12 protein-coding genes are annotated in these 20,124 nt (G+C 43.2%); 1 reads left to right on the top strand and 11 read right to left on the bottom strand.

Annotated elements, in window-relative coordinates; genetic code table 11:
- Positions 1–163 precede the first annotated feature (163 nt).
- Positions 164–1,672, top strand: coding sequence for an FAD-dependent oxidoreductase (locus tag AC0VYG_RS03920; protein WP_475431042.1), 1,509 nt, complete (start codon positions 164–166; stop codon positions 1,670–1,672).
- 38 nt (positions 1,673–1,710) lie between these two features.
- Here the strand turns inward: AC0VYG_RS03920 and AC0VYG_RS03915 are convergent, their stop codons facing one another.
- The 11 genes from AC0VYG_RS03915 to AC0VYG_RS03865 form a co-directional block, all read right to left on the bottom strand.
- Positions 1,711–2,010, bottom strand: a complete 300-nt coding sequence (locus AC0VYG_RS03915; RefSeq protein ID WP_475449896.1) for a GreA/GreB family elongation factor — start codon at positions 2,008–2,010, stop codon at positions 1,711–1,713.
- A gap of 149 nt (positions 2,011–2,159) precedes the next feature.
- Positions 2,160–2,651: a transcription elongation factor GreB gene (greB, locus tag AC0VYG_RS03910; RefSeq protein WP_475431039.1), complete on the bottom strand. Its 492-nt coding sequence runs from the start codon at positions 2,649–2,651 to the stop codon at positions 2,160–2,162.
- Positions 2,652–2,813: 162 nt separating this feature from the next.
- Complete coding sequence (locus tag AC0VYG_RS03905; RefSeq protein WP_475431038.1) at positions 2,814–3,785, bottom strand: transposase; 972 nt, start codon at positions 3,783–3,785, stop codon at positions 2,814–2,816.
- Between the two features lie 987 nt (positions 3,786–4,772).
- Positions 4,773–6,440: a hypothetical protein gene (locus tag AC0VYG_RS03900; protein ID WP_475431037.1), complete on the bottom strand. Its 1,668-nt coding sequence runs from the start codon at positions 6,438–6,440 to the stop codon at positions 4,773–4,775.
- Between the two features lie 181 nt (positions 6,441–6,621).
- On the bottom strand, positions 6,622–6,780 hold the full coding sequence (locus tag AC0VYG_RS03895) for a tyrosine-type recombinase/integrase (RefSeq protein ID WP_475432519.1): 159 nt from the start codon (positions 6,778–6,780) through the stop codon (positions 6,622–6,624).
- A 38-nt stretch (positions 6,781–6,818) separates the two neighbouring features.
- On the bottom strand, positions 6,819–7,910 hold the full coding sequence (locus AC0VYG_RS03890) for a reverse transcriptase/maturase family protein (protein ID WP_475431035.1): 1,092 nt from the start codon (positions 7,908–7,910) through the stop codon (positions 6,819–6,821).
- Positions 7,897–8,355, bottom strand: coding sequence for an eCIS core domain-containing protein (locus AC0VYG_RS03885; RefSeq protein WP_475431034.1), 459 nt, complete (start codon positions 8,353–8,355; stop codon positions 7,897–7,899). Before AC0VYG_RS03885 ends, AC0VYG_RS03890 begins: the two co-directional genes overlap by 14 nt.
- Before the next feature lie 124 nt (positions 8,356–8,479).
- Entirely contained in the window at positions 8,480–9,892 is a 1,413-nt protein-coding gene (locus tag AC0VYG_RS03880; protein WP_475431033.1) for an ATP-binding protein, read from the bottom strand.
- A gap of 66 nt (positions 9,893–9,958) precedes the next feature.
- Positions 9,959–13,249, bottom strand: a complete 3,291-nt coding sequence (locus tag AC0VYG_RS03875; RefSeq protein ID WP_475431032.1) for a contractile injection system tape measure protein — start codon at positions 13,247–13,249, stop codon at positions 9,959–9,961.
- Between the two features lie 2 nt (positions 13,250–13,251).
- Positions 13,252–15,816 carry a hypothetical protein gene (locus tag AC0VYG_RS03870; RefSeq protein WP_475431030.1) on the bottom strand — a complete coding sequence of 855 codons (2,565 nt, stop codon included), beginning with the start codon at positions 15,814–15,816 and terminating at the stop codon, positions 13,252–13,254.
- A complete protein-coding gene (locus tag AC0VYG_RS03865; RefSeq protein WP_475431029.1) occupies positions 15,816–20,120 on the bottom strand; it encodes a hypothetical protein in 4,305 nt (1,434 codons plus the stop codon). The genes AC0VYG_RS03870 and AC0VYG_RS03865 overlap by 1 nt, the downstream gene beginning before the upstream one ends.
- Between the last annotated feature and the right edge of the window lie 4 nt (positions 20,121–20,124).

Raw genomic sequence — 20,124 nt, 5'->3', positions numbered from 1 at the left:
TCAAGCTACTTTTTTGACATTTTGGTTTGTGCAATGAAATCATTAGGTCCCCCTTCATAAATCAGCTACTATTTGCTCCATAGCAACCACCCCACATCAACGGAAAAATTTGATATCACAGAAGGGCTCGCCCTCCGTATCCGAATGCTCTAGGTAACAAGACGTGAATACATTGGAAAACGAAGAAAGCAGCTGGACGGTTTGCCCCAAATGTCATGGCCAAGGCAAGCGAAGCAGAAGATTACGCAAAAAAGTGCGGCTACAATATTTAAAAGAACTGAATGAGTTTGAGCAGTTAAAAGGAGAAGGTCCTGCACCGATTCGCCCTAAAGGCCATTTGGAAATGTGCCTTCATTGTGCTGGCTCCGGTTTGGTACCATCCCCCAAGGCCCCACAGGCAGATACTGAAAACTACCCTCATGTGGCCATTATTGGTGGTGGCATAGGCGGTGTAGCCCTTGCTGTCGCCTGTTTGCATCGCGGTATTCCTTTTACCCTTTATGAGCGCGATAGCCGTTTTGACGAACGGTCTCAAGGTTATGGCCTTACCTTGCAACAGGCCAGTAAAGCCATCGAAGGCTTAGGCATTGTCTCATTAAAAGAAGGTGTCATTTCAACGAGACACCTTGTCCATACCACAGAAGGCAAAGTGGTCGGAGAATGGGGCATGAGAAAGTGGCAACACTCAGGCAACAAAAACGCCCCAAAGCGTACGAATATCCATATCGCTCGACAATCATTGCGCTTAGCGTTACTACAACAACTTGTGGGAGGAAACAACGTACGATGGGGCCATCAACTAATCGCCTACAGTGAACACAAGCATGCCGACGGCGACGGGGTTGATTTAACCTTTTTAGTAAAATATCAAGTAAATGGTCAAACACAAAGCGAGACACAATACGCCAAGGCTGACCTTGTTGTGGGAGCCGATGGCATTCGTAGCGTCGTTCGGCAACAATTGATCGGAGACAATATCACGCCGTTACGCTATCTAGGCTGCATTGTCATTTTAGGAATTTGTCCGCTAGCAGATCTAAAGGAAGTAAAAAGCGATTTGCTGGATTCCGCCACGGTCTTCCAAACAGCCAACGGTCATGAACGAATCTATATCATGCCGTATGACGCAAACACAGTGATGTGGCAACTTAGCTTTCCTATGCCTGAAAACGAGGCAAAAGCCTTAAGCGAGCAAGGTGCTCATGCCCTGAAAACAGAAGCCTGTCGTCGTACTCAATGGCATACGCCTGTGCCGCAAATTGTAGCGGCCACCAAGGAGAGCTTGATATCCGGCTACCCCGTTTACGATCGAGCACTCCTACAACCAGAATTATTAGCAAAAGGCGCACACATCACCCTTATCGGTGATGCGGCTCACCCAATGAGCCCTTTTAAAGGGCAAGGGGCAAACCAGGCCTTACTGGATGCCTTGGCGCTAGCCCGAGACATTTCTAAAGGATGTCGACCGCTGTTTCAATGGCGCGAAGCGGGTATAAGAGACAGCGTCTTAAACGAATTTGAAGCCCAAATGCTAGAGCGCAGTTCTGTCAAAGTGCAGGACTCTGCCGCGGCGGCTCAGTTTCTGCACTCAGAGGTTGTCCTTCATGAAGCCAATGAGCCCAGAGGACGCTCTCTCAAGAGAGATGTAGAACAGGGAGAGACGCCCGATTAAACCAAAGGTCGGCTTACCTTATCAATAGAAAATAACCACTATAAAGAGATGGGGCGATACTCTATCGCTTCGATGTAATAGGTTTTCTCGCCGGTTGCTAGACGAATCATCACCTCATCCCCTTCCTGTTTTTTCAGTAAAGCTTTTGCTACTGGGGAATCAATACTGATGTAGGCGGGGTTGTGATCCAGCTCATCAGGCCCGACAAGGCGATGCGTTCGTTGCTCACCACTCTCATCCTCCAGCGTGACCCACGCACCGAAGAAAACCCTTGATTGATCGGCTGGCAAACGATCCACAACGGTACAAATCTCCAAGCGTTTTTCCAAATAACGCACTCGACGGTCTATCTCTCGTAATTGCTTTTTACCGTATAGATCAACTATCTTTTGATTAGAGAAGACTTGTCATGGCCTTACCAGAAAAGGCACCTGTTCAAAAAATTGTGCACTCTACAGTTCACACTGCTCCTCTTAGCAATTCAATCTCATATTTCTTTTTCATCATTTAATTGATATTTAATATCGAGAATATACCAAGTTTTCTTCCCGATCGGAGTTCGCACTACCACGTCATCATCAACTTGTCTCCCTAGACACGCCCTTGCCATTGGAGAGTCTATAGAAATATAGTCATCTCTACCGTATATCTCTTCTGATCCCACAATTCTAAATTTAAGCGTCTTTTCATCGTCATCTTCAAGAGTCACCCAAGCACCAAAGAACACTTTTCCTTCCTGTTGTGGGTGATATTCAACGATCTCAATGCCGTCTAAAAACTTACGGAGAAACCGGACTCTACGATCAATTTCACGGAGTTTTCGCTTATTGTACTGATAATCCGCGTTCTCCGATCGATCACCTAAACCTGCCGCCCATGTCACAATTTTAGTAATTTCGGGACGTTCTTTACGCCATAAAAAATCAATCTCGTCTTTTAATTTTTGATGGCCTTCAGGGGTAATAAGCTTTCTTCGCATTCGGTTGCTCCAAGCATTTATACTGTTTGATAAATTATATTTGTTGCTAGGAAAACATAAAAGCCTGTATGACTCGCCCCGGCGTCTAAAGGTGGGTGGCCTAATAAATATTAAATATCGGTAAATTCCTTCCATTTAAAGTATTAACGGCGTTTTTTGGCGTTAGGCAAGCAGTTTGGCGCTTTGCAACGGTGGTTTACGGCGCCTGTGGCTTGACTTACAATAGCGATCAATCGACTGTTCATTGCCAACCACATTGCCTGTTCGACCGCCAAATTCCGTGGTAATGCAAAGCCAGTTATCTGACGAAATATTAAGCCGTTGCAGAATTGGCAACAGTGACGCGTCTATCGCGCCGCGCTTATCCTCACGGATAATACGCCCTGTCATGTCAACCAACTCAAGGTAGTCAGTCAATTTAAAAGGCAGTCCTTCGGGGATATTTTTTCTCGGATTACCGACAAAAGGATAAAGCGATTTCGGTTGTTTTTGATGTCTTGCCGCGACGACTCGTTTTTTAACACTGGTGAACTCGGAGGTCTCGGGTGTTCGGCTGATTTTGGCTCTTAACGGATTAAGGTCAACGTAGGCCATACAGGCCGCTAATGCCACTTCATCAAGCAACGCCTGAGATTTAAAGCGCCCTTCCCAGAATCGACCTGTACAACGATCCTCAAAGTTGGCTTGGCGAGCAATAGGTTCATTCAATTCCTTCATGAACCAACTAATATCCATCAAACGATTTCTGAAGGTTTCTACAGACTTTTCAACCAAGGCCAAAGCAAATTCTGGTTGCTCTTCGCCCCTGACATACTGTTGAGTAAAAAGTGTTCCCTTATGCAGTTTGTGCCACCTTTGTAACACCTCTAAAGTCGACCACTTAGCCACTTTTTCTAGGTTCACATGCAACACAACATGAAGGTGGTTGCTCATTATGGCATAAGCACAAACATCAACAGCAAAGATACTGGCCAGAAATAAAAGCCTTTCTTCAACCCAACCACGACGGTGCTCAAAGCTCTCACCGGAGATAGGATCTTCACCACACAAAAACGCCCTACGAACACACCTAGAGATGCAATGATAGTATGGTGTATCTTCTACACTAATTTGCTGATTTCTGGCTCTTGGCATGACAGACCTCTCTTCCATGAGAAACAATACTGGTTAAATATACAGTATATTTTTTAACCGTCAAGCTTTCACCTTCACCAATTTAATTATTGATAACTGGTTGTTCTCCGCGTTTCTGGCCTGAAGTAGAAAAGAAAAAAAGCCAAACCCCGCATGGGGACTGGCTTCTTAGTGTCGGTGTCCTGGTAATAGTTTCTGGCCTGAAGTAGAAAAGAAAAAAAAGCCAAACTCCGCATGAGGCCTGGCTTGTTAGTGTGGGTGTCATGCTACTATTGGTGTGGGTGTCCCGGTAAAGTCTCTGTTGATTCGGCTAAGTGCGGCCTTGACGGCACCGGAGCGTCCATATATGTCCTGGTAGTAATGCATGAAGCAGAAAAGAAAAAAAAGCCAAACCCCGCATGAGGTCTGCACTTTCTAGAGTGGGTGTCCTGGTAATAAAATTATTGATAACAGGTTGTTATCCGCGTTTCTGGCCTGAAGTAGAAAAGAAAAAAAGCCAAACCCCGCATGGGGACTGGCTTCTTAGTGTGGGTGTCCCCGTAATAGTACACTTAGTGTGGGTGTCCCCGTAATAGTACAATGATAGTATGGTGTATCTTCTACATTAATTTCCTGATTTCTGGCTCTTGGCATGACAGTCCTCTCTTCTATGAGAAACAATACTGGTTAAATACACAGTATATTTTTTAACCGTCAAGCTTTCACCTTGACCAATTAAATTATTTATAACTGGTTGTTATCCGCGTTTCTGGCCTGAAGTAGAAAAGAAAAAAAGCCAAACCCCGCATGGGGACTGGCTTCTTAGTGTGGGTGTCCCCGTAATATCTGTAACTGGTTGTTATCCGCGTTTCTGGCCTGAAGTAGAAAAGAAAAAAAGCCAAACCCCGCATGGGGACTGGCTTCTTAGTGTGGGTGTCCCCGTAATATTTGTTTCTTGTTATAGTTTTCATTTTACTTGTTAAAATTACACGTATTAATCTATCCATGCTACGGTAATGTTAATTTCACAACATGATAGATATCTTCCAGTGTTTGATGTCCTACCTGAAATAATTTTTGCGAGAGGCTTAAGTCTCTTAAGCCATAAGCGTATTTACCTGGGCTTTTGTTGGTCAGTTCAGAAGTATTCACAGGTTTCAATGTATTTTTTTTATGTTCTTTCTCATATGACTGGCCGGATGATTCAGCAGCTGATGGAAAGCCAAGAGTACGAACTAATCGCTGAACAAATGTTGAACAGTTATCAACATTATCTCTTCCAGGAACCGTCATATACTGTCCATTTTTAATTTCAGACAATTCATTAGAATTAAGAACTGCGGCTGTAATGTCTTTAACCATTTTCTCAGTTAACATGTAAGTTACGATTGGCTCGTATGCTCCGCTGTATCTCAGCGCACTTTTTTTATCACTTTCTTTGGCGCGTTCAGACTCATTCACTTTGTCACTCATAATGTTTTGGAAAGTCATATAATGTTCATTCATCCTTCCTGCCTTGTATATTTCTATTTTCATACCTGCATTCCCAGAAAGTTGTTCCAACCCTAAATCAACACCTCCGCCTTCAGGTCGATAGGCAATGTATTTCAAAGCCGATTCTTGATTTATACCTTCTTTGTTTAATCGTTCCTGTAATTCCTTGTCATGCATAATTGCATTTTTCGCATTTTCTCGATTGTCCAAGGTACTCTTTTCAATTGGTCCACTATGAAAAAACATCATCCATATGCCCTTTTTCTGTGCGGCATCCTGCCACCCACCTGTTGGATGATAGTCATTTTCTTTCTCGACACCTACCAACTGCAATGCTGCATGCCCTCCTATGTAATCATTTTTAGTACCAGAACTTACCAGTACCTGCAGCAATGCTACAGTTTCTTCTTTACCAAATTTCATTTGTTGTACTTGTTCTAAGTTAGCTTTATACATCGCAGCGTATTCATCTCTCATTTCATAAGCTACCTTTGTTTTTCCTGTTATTTCATTTTCATTAGTAAGTAACGATTTTTTTTGTTTGTACTCTTTTTTGTAAGATATTAGACGGTTATCGACAGTTTTGTCCAGGCCCACTCGCTCACTCATCATTACTGATCGAGCAATATTAATTCTATTGCTGAGTATTTCATAAATCTTTGTCACCCCATCCTTAAAGGGTTCTGCTTCCCAAGTTATAAACTCTCCTATTTTTCTTGGATAAGTTTGTTTAAATCTATTATCACTAATCCAATTTGTAACGCATCTCGCAATTTCCTCGTTGAATTTTTCGATTTCGGATTTTGTTGAAATCAAATACAACTCATCTTTTCCATATTCTATATTTACTTTTTCAATTGCCTCTATCAGTATTTTTATGCCATTAAGTCTATCAGGAATTTCCTTTATTTTCTGTTGATAAAATTTAACATCTTCATATTCCGAAATTTCTTCAAAAAAATTCTTGTAATTAAGACTCTTAAGTTTTGTTCCATTTGAATCATTTATCACCTTTCTTTGCAAAATATTGTGGTTCACAATGTTTTCATTAGAAAATCTTGCAAAACCTAAAGCCGAATCCGTGTCTCGATTATCTAAGAAAAAGTTTTTTTTTGAATGGCCAACTGCATTAGCAACCGCTCTACTCTTATTCTCTTTAAGCTTCTCTACTTGTGCATACATACCTCAATCCTTTTTAATTTTTTGGTGGATGTTATAGGCTTTTTCAGTTGCCTATAACATGCTCGGAAAGTACATAGTGGACTTTATTAACACTATCTTTTTATCAAAACTGGTCTTTTAACGCCCTCGTAGGTTGTTAAAGAGCCACTTCTTATAAATCCGCTTTTTTAATTCATTGATGCTATCCAAGGCAAATCGAATTCCTGCAAAGCATTTCGTAGTTTCTAGTATTGTTCAGGACTGTATGTGTATATATTTTTGTTGTCTTGGAGCTCGAATACCCCAACAATGTTCGTATATATTTAAGATCTTTCCCGCGCTCTAAAAGATGCGTAGCAATAGTAGGCTTAGGACAAATCAGAATAAAACGGGGCAGAGTTAAATTAACTCAACCTCACCCAGCGCCCGACCATAAATCTCAGCCAGCCACTTTGTCCCATTTATTCCCTTTGCCATGTCACTGGCCATGCCCTCTCGGATGACCTTAATCAAATCGATTTCCACCCCGCTGCGTACCCAGGTTAACCAACGCGTCACGTAGTCAGCAATGCGCGTTTTAGGTGCACCTTGCTCATAAAGCTGCTGAAGTTTAGTGAGATGCCTCGCCCACGTTTTCCACGCTAGGGTTAAATTCTTTTTCTGTTGGCCAATTCTATAGCCTAAAAAATCAAAACCAGTTTTCTTTATTTTGCCTATATAGGTTTTGAAGGGATGCTTGGTTTGTTTTGCATCATTCAAGGATTGGTTCATCAGCTTTACGGCGGTTCTTAGCTGATGTCTGGTTTTGCATAAAATAATCCAATCATCCATGTATCTATAATACTTAAGAGCGTGCTTTGCGCAGTAATCGCCAAGACGCTTGTCCATTTGCAGTAGATACACAGCACCGAGTAAGGGCGACAATGGGCTGCCTTTGTTGATGCCCGTGGTCACGCTATAAAGGTCGCCATTAACATCGTCCAGCCGCGCGAGTGGCTGTCTGATCAATTCAAGCAGCGCGGTATCGGGTATTAATTCTTTAAGCTGTGCCATGAGAATGTCGTGGTTGATGGTTGCATAGTAAGAGTTCACATCACTGCGGCACACATAATGATAATGGCCGGCCTCTTTTTTGATCTGTCTCACGCATGCTTTTAGCCCTTTCCCCGCTAAGTGATAACAATGTGGGCTAAGCTTAGGCGTGAGTTGCTCGGTTAACACCAGAGCGATGGCTTTGAGCACGAGTGCATCTTGCGCACACCATACGCCGACAGACCCCGCATTGGTCGACACAGCACGACAAGGCGAAAAACGATAAGTGCCATTGAGCAAGGCGCTTTGTACTTCCCTCTTGGTCTGTGGCCAATAAAAACGCGTATGCCATATATCATCATTCGCTTGCCGATCTCGACGACGATGCTTGAGCCAAGCGTAGGCTTGGTCAATAATAGCGTTGGATGCAATACTGCTAAGCCAATTAGTCAGTATCATGTTTCACTACCATCTGCATGGCCTTAGCACCTATCCTATCGGCTTCGCGCTCCAGTGCAGGATTGTCGTTTACTGCCATGCCGCCGACGCTGGTATTGGCTTTTACTCGTCCTTGCATTTGTTGCACTACGTGACCCAGTTCGTGGGGCAAATGTTTTTCTTTCCCCGCGGCTAGGTGGATATCGCTGCCTTGGGCATAGGCATGAGCTTGTACGGCGGCGGGTTTCGCCGAGTTATAGTGTACTTTTACATGGTCGAGACTCATGCCGCTGAGGTGTTCCATGCCACTTTTAAGGGGGTCTGGTAAACCATTTTTATTAGCACGACGTTGCACGGGCTTGGATTGGCGGTTATCCTGCAAAATCCGACCCAATGCACGATTGTGCTGACGTTGTATTGGCCCATACTGTATTTTTTGCCTCTGTGATAGCTGCTGCTCTGCCATGTTCCTACCGCCCTATTGTTTTGTTATCTGTTTTAAATTCTTAGTGAATACCGAGAATTAAATCCTCGCAATAGACTCACGTTCACTGCGACCTATACCACGTAAGACATACTGTGTATTACTGTTACGCCACCCGTACCATCTTATTATCTTTACGAAACTCCCGACGTATTCCATTAAGCAAATCGGCGTGGCTCACACGGGGCAAACCTTCCGAAGGTACTTTGCTGTCTCTTGCAACTGCCGCCAGCGCGCAATGGCGTAAGACATTAATGATGGCACCACCAGCTAACTCATATTGCTCAGCGATATAAACCAGATCAACATCCTCTTGCAGCTCACAACTACCAGCAAAAGCGGACTGCCATAATTGCAAACGTTGCTCAGCAGAAGGCATATCAAAATGTATCATTGACTGAAAACGCCGGGCAAACGCGCTATCCATATTGTTTTTTAAGTTACTGGCCAAGATCACCACCCCCGGGAAATCTTCAATACGCTGCAACAAATAACCGGTTTGCTGGTTAGCGCTGCGATCATTTGAACTGCTCGCCGTGGTACGCTTACCAAATAAAGCATCCGCTTCATCAAAAAATAATATCCAGTCTTTATGGCTGGCGGCATCAAATACTTTGGCTAGGTTTTTCTCGGTCTCACCAATATACTTTGACACTATCATGGATAAATCAACCCGGTAGACCTCACGACCCGTTGACTTAGCTAACAATGCGGCTGTTAAGGTTTTTCCCGTGCCTGGAGGGCCATAGAATAAGGTGCGATAGCCTGGTTTAATTTTTTTCGCAAGGCCATAATCATCCATCAGGGTAGCACCATAATTTAACCAGGTTTTTATTTCTTCGATCTGTGCCATTACCGAATAGTCCAGTACCAGGTCCGGCCAGTCTAATGCGGTATAAAGCGGCTGAGCTGGAAATGACGCACTTAGCTCCGGTTTTACTTGCTCACCGCTAATAAAAAAATGTAACCACTGATCAGATAACGTCAAAACCCCGCTCCAGTCTGGTAAGGTGTCATCGTTTTTGTGTAGAGCCAATACTTGTTCGACCATCAAGATATGCTTAGGATCCAATATACACATGGTCGATAAACGCCAGACCATGTCATTCGCACTGAGTATAAAATTCAGCGTTTGTCCTGTGGGCAAAAAACCACTAAATGATTTGTCAGACACACCACCAAACTCACTAAAAGCTCGATCAGTCTGTGCATTTAACCCAAAAAATATATCCAGTAGTTCTGGTCTAAGGTGCGGGGCCAGGGCTAGGGCTAGGGCAATACGATCATGAGAGTCCAGTGACCAGTGATTCACCATGGCCCCATAAACACTACCATCTGGTGCATGATCCGGTACCACAATATCCATCCAGTGGTTTTCATGGCCTTCCTGTTTCAAATATGAGCAGATCACCTGGGCGATCACGGCTTCAAGCCAGTCCAACTCTCGGTGTAATACCAGTAAATTTTGCCTTGCAAAACTCAGTTCGTCCTGCTGATATTGCGCTGCCTCACTCTTCATTCGTCACACCTTAGTTAATAAAAACCGCTTATTCGGTTATCTTGATAAAATAGCGCACGAGTCCTATTACCAAGTCACATGGATTCGTTTTGCCATCCAGGCTTCACTGATAATGGAGATTCGCCAAGAAACTTGGTCAACTAATACATCCAGCGTTTTACGCTGTACCGTTAATGCCCAGCCATCATCTGTCTGCCTGAGTCTTCCTTCTCTTTGTAAAAAAGTTTCTTGCAATCCCTCAATTGAGGTATTTTCGATACTCCCCCACTGTTGTTTCATGGCATTTAGCAACTGCTGACATATGGCTTCTTCCGGCCCAGTAATCTCAATACCTGACGCAACCGGCACATCCGGTTCAACACCACATAATATTTTATTTAATACTAATGCCGGCTCAGCGACCTGAGTTGAGCCAGTGGCTAGGTACTGCAATAAGTGTACGGCCCGCGATAAGGTCTCATCATCACGTAAACGTGTGACGCCTTCGCTGTCGGTGCTGAGCATATCCAATGTTCTGAACAGGTGGGGTAAAAAAACCGCAGTCAAGATCAAGCCAGCATTATCAATGTAGATCTCTTGTTCTAAATTGGCAGGCAAGAAAGAGCTGACAACAGCAGGATGAGTATGGCTCTTGTTTGTATCCTCCTGCTTGCCTGTTTTACTAGCCCTTGGCTGAGCTAATTTTTTTTCTGTGACTTCTTTATCATCACGATCAATGGCCGCTTTAAAACCTGAAATCGTTAAATGAGCCATCTTTCCATCATCAGACCAGGTTTCAATACTGTTAAATAAGTACTGCTTAAGTGGCGCCGATAAGCTGGGTGGAAACAACTCACCTAATACCCGGCGAAAAAAGGCTTCACCTATCGGATGGCTCAGACCCAGCGCTTCAATCAATAAGACACGACGAAGCTTATGTAAATTAGGCCGGTAGGCAACTGGCACATGACTGAGCACCAGCATAAAGGCCAGCAAAAAGTCGCTATCATCAGGCTGTAAAACCTGCAACATCTGGCTGAATACTGGTTCTGAACTTTGCTCACATAAAGATTCAAGCAGTTCAGGTGTATTAGCTAGTTGACTGATAAAAGGGCGTACTTCATCGCTATGCTGTTGCACTAAGAACATCATCGCACTGTTAACATTACACTGAGAAAGATCCACTTCCCTTGTCAATAACTCCGCCGCTTTGTCAGCGGCAGGCAGAGGATATAAACGGCTGATAATAAAGGACTGCCATAAGTGTGCAGGTCCATTCGTAGCAACACTGCTTTGAGTCGGCACCGTTTCGGTAACCTGATCCTGAACACGTTCAACCGCTGAGGCCATTTGACTGCCGATGATGGGGATGGCGGCTAATTTTTCTAGGTCAACTAGCTGATCATTCAATAAAGTGAGCAAAAGTTGTACATAGAAGCTTGATTTATGTTTGGCTTGATCGGCAAATGCCGTTACTGCGGTCAAAAAGTCCTGAGTCCCACTTTTCTGTCGCGTCAACAGCAAGCCTAATAGTGAAAGCAGACTTTGTTCCGATACATTCCTAACCACCCGCGACAAAAGGTCGATCTGCTGTACCTGCTCTCGGTGCTGTTGATTACTGGGCGAAGATCCCTCGGTTGTTTTCAACTTAAGTATGTCACGCAGCTGTGGTGGTGATAATTGTAATAAAAATGCTAGGGTACGAGCTGCAGATAAAGTCGGATCGAGTTGTATTGCCCGCCAAGGATGCACGCCATAACGTAGGTAATAACACAAAATATCGAGCTGTTGGTATTGATTAAAAGACGCAGGAGTCTGACTGTTAAACAACATATTAGCGCCCGTCATTTTCTCCAGTACATCGGTCAGTGCTTGTTTCACCGGACCATTAACCTCGTGGCCCAGCAACAGTAACAGTTGTGCAGCCAATATATGAGACTCACTTCCAGTGCGTTTAGCCACACTATGTAAGGTTTGCTGCACCATAGTGGATACCCGCCAGGGCGTTGCGCCTTGGCGCAGCAGAAACTGAAAAACGATTTGCCATACCAGACGTTTATTGGCCAACGCAGGTTTTGCACTCGCAGAGCGCTGACCGCTTAGTAACGCAACCCAAGTATCAAGCAGCTCTTGCTCTTCACCGGCCAGAATCGCCAGTAGATCAACTGGCGTAAAAATACTTAATAAACGCTCAATCAACTGAGATACACCGGGCCGGGCCCGTTTTGCCAGTCTTCGTACCCGTTTTAACGTTTCACTTACTGCGGCTCCGCGACTTAATCGCTTAAATTGTGCTAGCCCATCCCTATCATCGTAGGAAAAGCCCAAATGACTAGAGTCTCTAAACGTCACTGACAGGCCATTTATCAGTATAAATTCAAGCTGGGCTAAAACCTGACTAACAAGCTCTTGCTGACTTGCTTCGCTTTCTTCGTTAGGATCAACCTTTCTTCTCTGTTCACGAGTCAGCTGCGCTTCATTAACCAACCTTGCAATCACCGCGGGTAAAGACGATTGCAACGGACGTATTTTAACTAAACGCTGTAACCCCAAATCTAACAGCACCAGAACACTCAGATAGTCCAGCCCTTGACTTCGCGCCATTGCATTTAATAAGGATTTGACATAGCTCTGGCGGTTAAATTGTGAGCCTCGCTCATTAATGCTGTAGGTGAGTACCAGAGACCACAATAAACGCTCAAATATCTGGCTATTAATCGCCAACAATGGCTCTGTACTATGAGATAATTTGATATCCACCAGATAAGCGATCATCAAAGAGGCATGTTTCGGCTCAAGCAATTGTAATAACTGACTTAAGCTTTCTTCGTTGAGCTGTAACACTAAACGCTGGATCACCCCAGGACGAGCACCGACCTGTCGGATCAATTCAACCAAATTAGACGCCTGTTTATTGAATAAAACAGAAATTATGGCTGTACAGGAAAAGTTAGCTCGGTCGTGTACATACCAGGGTAAAGTGCCATATAACAGATAGTAAGCTAACAAGCGTAACTGAGTTTGATGCTCGGCCTCACAGCCTTGTGTTGCATCAGTAGCAGCTTGGCTATTAATAAGCTGAGTCGACGAATTTTCGAGTTTATTGATTGCTTCTTGTAGGGTCTGGCGCAGTATTTTTTCTAAGCGATCAGCGACATTTTGTTCAAAACTTTCAAGGGCAAACCAGCCTAAATCGACACTGAGTTTGTCTAACCTTATGTGCAACCCAGGCTGATTAAATTCATCTAATACACGTTCGAGCACAGGTAAAATATGCCGTCTGTTAATGTCTGTCAGGCGCGGCTGTAGCAGTAGTGACTGCTCTTCGTTGTCTAGCTGCAGGTGTAAGGATTGTTTACGAATACTGTATTGCGACATAGTCATTCCCCCCCCGACCCGTTTTTAAGTAAAAACATCTGCAATTTAGTACTTGCTGCTTTCAGAGTGTCACTGTTACCACTCTTTAATACTTGCCGCCAATTAAAATAATACAGCTGAAATTGACATAATTTATCCGGCGGAATAAAACAATACTGCAACTGAATATGAAGGGGCGTATTTTGCCGAACCACCTGTTTCACTTGCGCTTTATAGGTAGGATCATTTAACTGATATGAGTGAGTACAGATCACCGCAGTGACAGTAAAGCTATATTCAAATGTCGTATCATCTTGAGCCGAATTCAGTTTTTTTGTGGGGGCTGCCGAGCGTAGAAACAGGTGTTCAATCAAATAAATTTGCTGCCAACTCAAGAGTAATCTGTTGGCATGTCTGTATAAGGCATACGCCGTACTGAGCGCCGCCTCCTTGCTGTTAAAATAAGCAATAAAGTCGTAATGATTTTGTTCTTCTGCTGACTGACACAGCAGCGTGAAGCGTTTGTTATTGCTCTCAACTCCGATAGTGAAGTTTTCTAAAGCGGATACTGACAATAATAGTTGCTCTGTCACCTGTTGCCGATTTAACAATTCAGACAATACCATAGCGGTATCTGGTTCAGGTTCTGTGGGTGGCGGTACAAGATATCGCTCGGTAAAAAAGTCATCCTGTTGTTCAATCCCCGCAAGGAACGTTTGGTCAAAATCAGTCTGTCGCTGTTGGCTGACAATATTGATTTTATGCTCAGCACACAGGCGCAGTAGCAATAGACCTTCAAACACCGGCATCCCCAGCTGAATACGTATTTTTATGGCCATTCCCGCCATTTTGGCCATGGCGTTGCCAGCCGAGTCTTGATAATCAACACCGCGGCCACGATCATGTGTGCCGGGGACAAGATAACGTAACCAATCTTGTTTTGCTTGGAGCAACTTATCAGAGTTATTTAAACTATCAGGTAAACCCAGTCCCGGTGGCTGATAAACCAGATCGAGCGTCTGCCCATACAGGGCTAATACCAAATTTAAAAAGCGTTCCCGTCGCGATTTAAAATCATCCTGACTATGTACTATTTTGGCGAGTCCATCACGGTAATTATCAGCACCTGGCGTATGCTTTAGCAAAGGAGCGACATTGGGCACACTTGCTTCCAAGTATTGATAAAAATAACTGTGTTTCAGTGCAGGATCGATGGCGTATAGTGTTTTAGTTTCGGCTAACTGGGCAAAGAAATTAGCCAAGATCTGCTCAAAAGCCAGTAAATAACCTTTAAACTGTTTAGCCTGAGCATGACGGCTTGGGGGCGCGTTTTCAGCCACGCCAAATGAGTTGATTCCGTACACATTGGGAAACTGCTCTTGTATTGAGTAGTAACGTTTAACATCACGAAACTGACCTTTGGGCAAAGCAAATGCTTGCTGATAAGCCTCTTTGAGATCATAGGTTCGCCGATAGGCAAGCCAGAGTTTATCCAACTCATATTGCACCTGTACTCGGTTAACCTGTTGTGCGACCCCTTCAAATAATAAGACAATGCTACTGTCACCCTTTTCTCCCCAGGGAATGAGTTTCAGGTATTTGTCTTTTGGCACAAAAATATTGTTGGCACTGCTATCACCATCCATACCAGTATCTTCATTAACGGCCTCATCATTCGTGACATCAATAGCACCGACATTCACACTGGCAACCCCATCAATATTAACCAAACAATTCATGATCGCCAGTTCTGAGATACAGGTTAGTTTTTGCTGCAGTTGCTGATCATCAATCAGACCATGCAATAACAAGGGACCATTAAAAATAGTATCACTAGGTAACCCCAGATCCAGTGCCTGTTGCAGTGATCTGCGTTGGATTTCAGGAGCAAATAATAATTGTAAACGAAACAGGATCTGAGCAAATATGACGTCAGCTCCGTCAGGCTCAGTCAGATAAATCTCAGCCTTTACCTGACAAGCCATAGGTTTTAAGAAACTGACTTCAAGTAGATCTTCACATAATCCCCGGTGCTGGTTATATAACTTATAGAGCTGATTTTTAAGCACCTCTGTTGGAGGCTCTTCATCACAAACACAGATATCCTCAATACCAGGGACATATAAGGATATATGGTATAATCCATTAACACCCGCTTCGCTGACGGGTATCGTCTCCACCCATACATTAGCCACTTCAGCAAGGCGATCAACAATCAATTTTCGGTAATCATTCTGTGACACTGGATTGCAAGTCATTATGTCTTGAGGCAAGTACAGTGCCTGTTGGGAACTAATTTGGTTATTGCTGTTCACCAACAGATCTTTGATTGGCAGATCGGCACGATAACTAAGCTCGGTTAGTGCATAACAAAGCTGCTCCAACGTGGTGACACCAGGATCATGTTCGTTATAATCCGTCCAGATAGCCCCAGACAACGCCTGCACAATATCCATTCCTTGGGCTTTCAGCGCATAAAAATCCAAGCCTTTATTCTCTGCAGACAGCTCCTTTATGGTAATAGCGTCAGTTCGCTGAAACGCACTGTCAAGCTGGGCTTCTGGCGTTGTGGCTGTTTCCTTCATCATCACAAACCTATCCTTGTCAGTTCACCAGAGCAGTCAGAACAAGCATCAGCTATTGCCGAAGTGATATTATGTTGTGTCGCAGAGGTCCAATAATAGCACTGTCCATTAGCTACTGGTTTCTCCGGGCTTCGTTGAAGGCTGTTCAGACCGACGACATAATCACGGCTTTGAATAAACGCACTGATCCCACTTTCTGATACGTAAGCCGCCCCTCTGGCTGCCCGAGCTTCATCATAAAACCAGGGAGATAAATAACGGATCAAATCCTTATTTAAACGTTCAAGGTTTTTACCTGAGTTATCTTGTTGAGCAAAGACAACGTGTGCTGTAACCGTTATTGGCACGTATTCTGGATTACAAACTCGAACTCCTACAAATGGACTAACGCGTTTTTTTATAAAAGCGGTGATCCGATTTAGCAATTCATTCGATGCCCTAGGCATCGTTATACTCTGATGCTCTGTACTGTCCGAGCCGACGACCACGGTCAGTAAAATATCCCCTGGAGTCTCAGTCGAAGCCGCATTCACCTGCCATATTTCAGGAAAGTCAGCTAAAATCAGGCGTTCATAATCCCATTGCTGAATCGCCCTGTCTTTATGACGCAAACGCTCACCCGTCGAGATCTGAAATGCATTTTTATGCTGCGCAACACGACCACCAAATGATGCCATCGGCTGCTGTATCGTCGCGATATAGGGCAGGTCTTCCACCGCACTATTAATACTGCCAGCAGGCAATGGCTGATAGGTCTCCGACTGAGTATCTTTACTCAGGATCTGAGTTGCTAATACGGCGTGCGCTGCAATACCGAAAGTTTTGGGGTATTGCCCGGCCTTCTCGCTAACACTCACTCTTAACCAAGTTAACTTTTCATCAAAGAGTGAGCTTGTTGTCCTTTCATTGATTATTGCTTCTGTGTCAGGCAAAGCGAATGAGACAATCCCCGTATTGGTTAATCCGTTCGTGGTGTCAGACAAAATATCAAACTGAGAAAATGGTTTTGTATTGGGCTCTAACCAGCCCCTCTTGGTCCAAAGTGCCCATTTTGCTAACTCTTTATTCAGTGGTTCGCAAGCTGTTTCTGGAGGACTTCCCAGCTGAAATAATAAATTCAGCGTCTGTGCACTATTTAAGTTTTCAAAACCTAAATATACATTACCTTCATCGGTTATCTTCGGTAGTAAATCAACCGTCTCTTGTTGTAAATCTACCTGACTAAAGCTGGAAAAAGGTAATATATGATAAAGGGCACCTTTACCTGAATTTTCTGAGTTGTCACCCAAAAATGTGACACTGGCTTTATAGTTTATAGTGACAGCAGAAGCTTGTGGCAGATAAGGTTCATTTGGGTATGTCAGTTCCAATTTTGGCGCCATGCAATTATTTAAACAGTCTGTCAGACATATTTTATAGCAAGTTTTAAGTGATACGATTGTGTCTGCTATGTCCCGTGAGAAATTGTCTAAAAAGCTCCCATCTTCGGCATTTTCATCCCGCCTAAAAAGCCGGATAGGCGTTAGCAGGATTTTTATAATATATCTCAGGGCATTTTTTATACCCCGTACCATTTTATTTAACTCGTTGTTAAGGCATGCAAGCATATCCTCGATATTTTCTACTGCCGTCTCAAACTCTGCGGCCGCTTCTGGAACGGTCGATTGAAACTTTTCTTCAATCAGACTTAAAGCACTTTGAGCGGCAATAAGATTTAGTAAAATACTCTCACCAATATCTATTTTAAATGGTTTTTTTAGCAACTTAGAAATATGTTCCAAACACTCAATGGCAGTTTCCAAGGGCTGCCATTCGATCAAGCATGTTTTTGTGAATAGATCTGTATCAGGCAAATCATCAATCACTGCATTTAATACGTTTTTCGAGTATAGATCATTACCAAATGCATAAGGTGGATTATTTAATTCAAATGTGATCGTACTATCAAGTGGTTGATAATATTTTGATAAAGTACCTGAATAAGGTATAAGATTAAGAGTGAAACTACTATTTATAGAAAGTGTTTGATTTTCAACTGGCTTTTCATTATTAAGTGACTCATTATTTGTACGAAATAAATAATATTCATCAGTCTTTGGTGCCTTTACACCTCCTATTTTCCATTCCCCGGGGTTAACTACACTTAGCTTTGCTTTAAAACTGGCATTATTAAATAGATCCTCTTGTGGTTTACTATCAAGTCCTATCTGATAACTTTGATAATATCCCTTAAACCCTTCAGAATTTTTTGGCAGATTAAACCACTGGATATTGATCTCAAGACCGTCAAGTCTTTTGACAAAGAGCTCAGGCTGTGAAATGGAAAAATAAGAGCCGACGACAGGTACTGCACCAAAGACAGGAAACGGAGCACTGCTGTCTATTTCGCCGTCACTATTAGACATAATAAGATCACTTAAACAACGAACACATGTTGTAATCGCGAAGGCTTTCATGCTGAACATTTCTAATATTGATAACGGATAAACAAAGCTCTCATTATCAAGTTTCACCGCTTGTTGACGTAAATAAAACATGAGAACAGGCTGTTCAAGGGCCTGTTCTGGCAAAAATGACAAAGCGTCATTACTCATTTCATCAAGAGTTTCATTTTCGCTGTCCGCATCGTTATCAAGTAAATAAGGGGCTAAGGGTGGGGCTGATGCGGGTAATTTTATACAAATACGAAAACTATTTTTATCTGTAACAGGAGATTGTTCTCGTTTTTCTGTGCAGTCGATATCCGGTTTACAAATACTGTAACTTTCTATTTCAAACCATGAAGACGAAGAGGAGCCATAGATAATAAAGGACTGTTGGAGAATTTTTTTTAAAATGTCCAGTTCACTGAGGGAGCCGGATGTATTTCTTAACGCTTTTAACAAAGTATCCAGACATTCCTTCGCTTCATTACTCAACGTAATATCCAGATAAATGTCTCTAATCCCGCTGGTAAGCAATAAATAAGGAGAGGAAATAGCGAAACCAAGCTTAGCGGGATCACTCATAATGGTATCGGTAAGATCTTGTACTTGTGCCTCTCCGAATGTCGGCCAGCTTGTCTGGCTTGTCTGATCACTCAATAAAATATTGTCCGCCACGACTTCACTGGCGATGATCCGACGGGTCACTTCGGTCTTTTCTGCATCACCATGATTAAGTGCCGATTTAGCCTTACCCATCGGCTCAGAGACAATAAGCGGCCCTTTGTCTAGACGTAACATATGGGCTTTGGATAATGTTGCACTGCTGACCAGTAACGCCCTATCTGTGCCGTACACAATAGGCTGATCATTATCATTTTGCTCAGTCGTCATTAGTGTTGTTTCTGGTATCAAAGTACGGCTGACGCTTTCGTCTGATTCCAAGGTGAAACTCAGATACACATGATCGGGTTTATCTGCCAGAGGTCGAGCCTTGATCACCTCATCATAATAAAAATCAATATAACGTTCAGAAAAGGTATTTATGCTATCTTGGGCGTAACAATATAGTCTGGAAAATGCCATCATCAGGGCGATCTGAGGTTTATGTTTATCACTCTGACAACTCTCATTCAACGCTGCCTGGGCCGTTGCCTTTAACTCGGCTAATGCACTAACAAAAACAGAAAATTGAGTGCCAACAACCTTAATCGCTCGATCCACTTTTTGATTTAACGTCTGCCCACGATAAATAGAAATATCGGTTAGTGGTTCTGACACCGTCCACATTTTAGCTAAACCGGATATATTCAGATCAATTCGCTTATTCAATGTAGTGCTTAAATCAGCACCTTTCGCATACGCGAGCAATAAATTCAGTGCCGGACTGAGTTTTTCTTTGATCAAATAACTCAGATGACCAATCAATCGCTGAGTCAGGTGATGATCGTCTAAAGGGTCAAGTGATTGCAGCCAGTCATTAATAAGCTGCGCCAGCTGTACCGTATGATTAAAGCCGCGTTGTAAGTAAGAAAATTTAGCTGGAAAATTATCACTGTTTGTTGCTCGTCTGACAATATTGATAAAAACCGCTTCTATATCACTTAATTCCAATGCTTCTATTGTCGCCAGTACCATACTCGGCCCAGTCTGGAAAAATGCACGCCAGTCACCATCCGGTTTATTATCAAGATCAAAATAATTGACCAGTGAGCCAAATTGAACTGAAAAAGCCAGTAACTCAGAAAATGAACGTTCATCCACTTTTGCATAACCTGGAGTAAGTGCAACTAACCAGCGGTCATATTGGCTGGTAGTATTATTAATGCAGATCTGCGTTTGCTTTTCGCTACTCACTTGCTTTTCACTTCTGCTTACTTGCATATAA

It is taken from the genome of Marinomonas sp. 63XJN7_7_ISO-PGPR-S23-202, assembly GCF_056173505.1.
The sequence above is the reverse complement of the archived record's forward strand: the minus strand, read 5'-3'. Positions and strand labels throughout refer to the sequence as shown.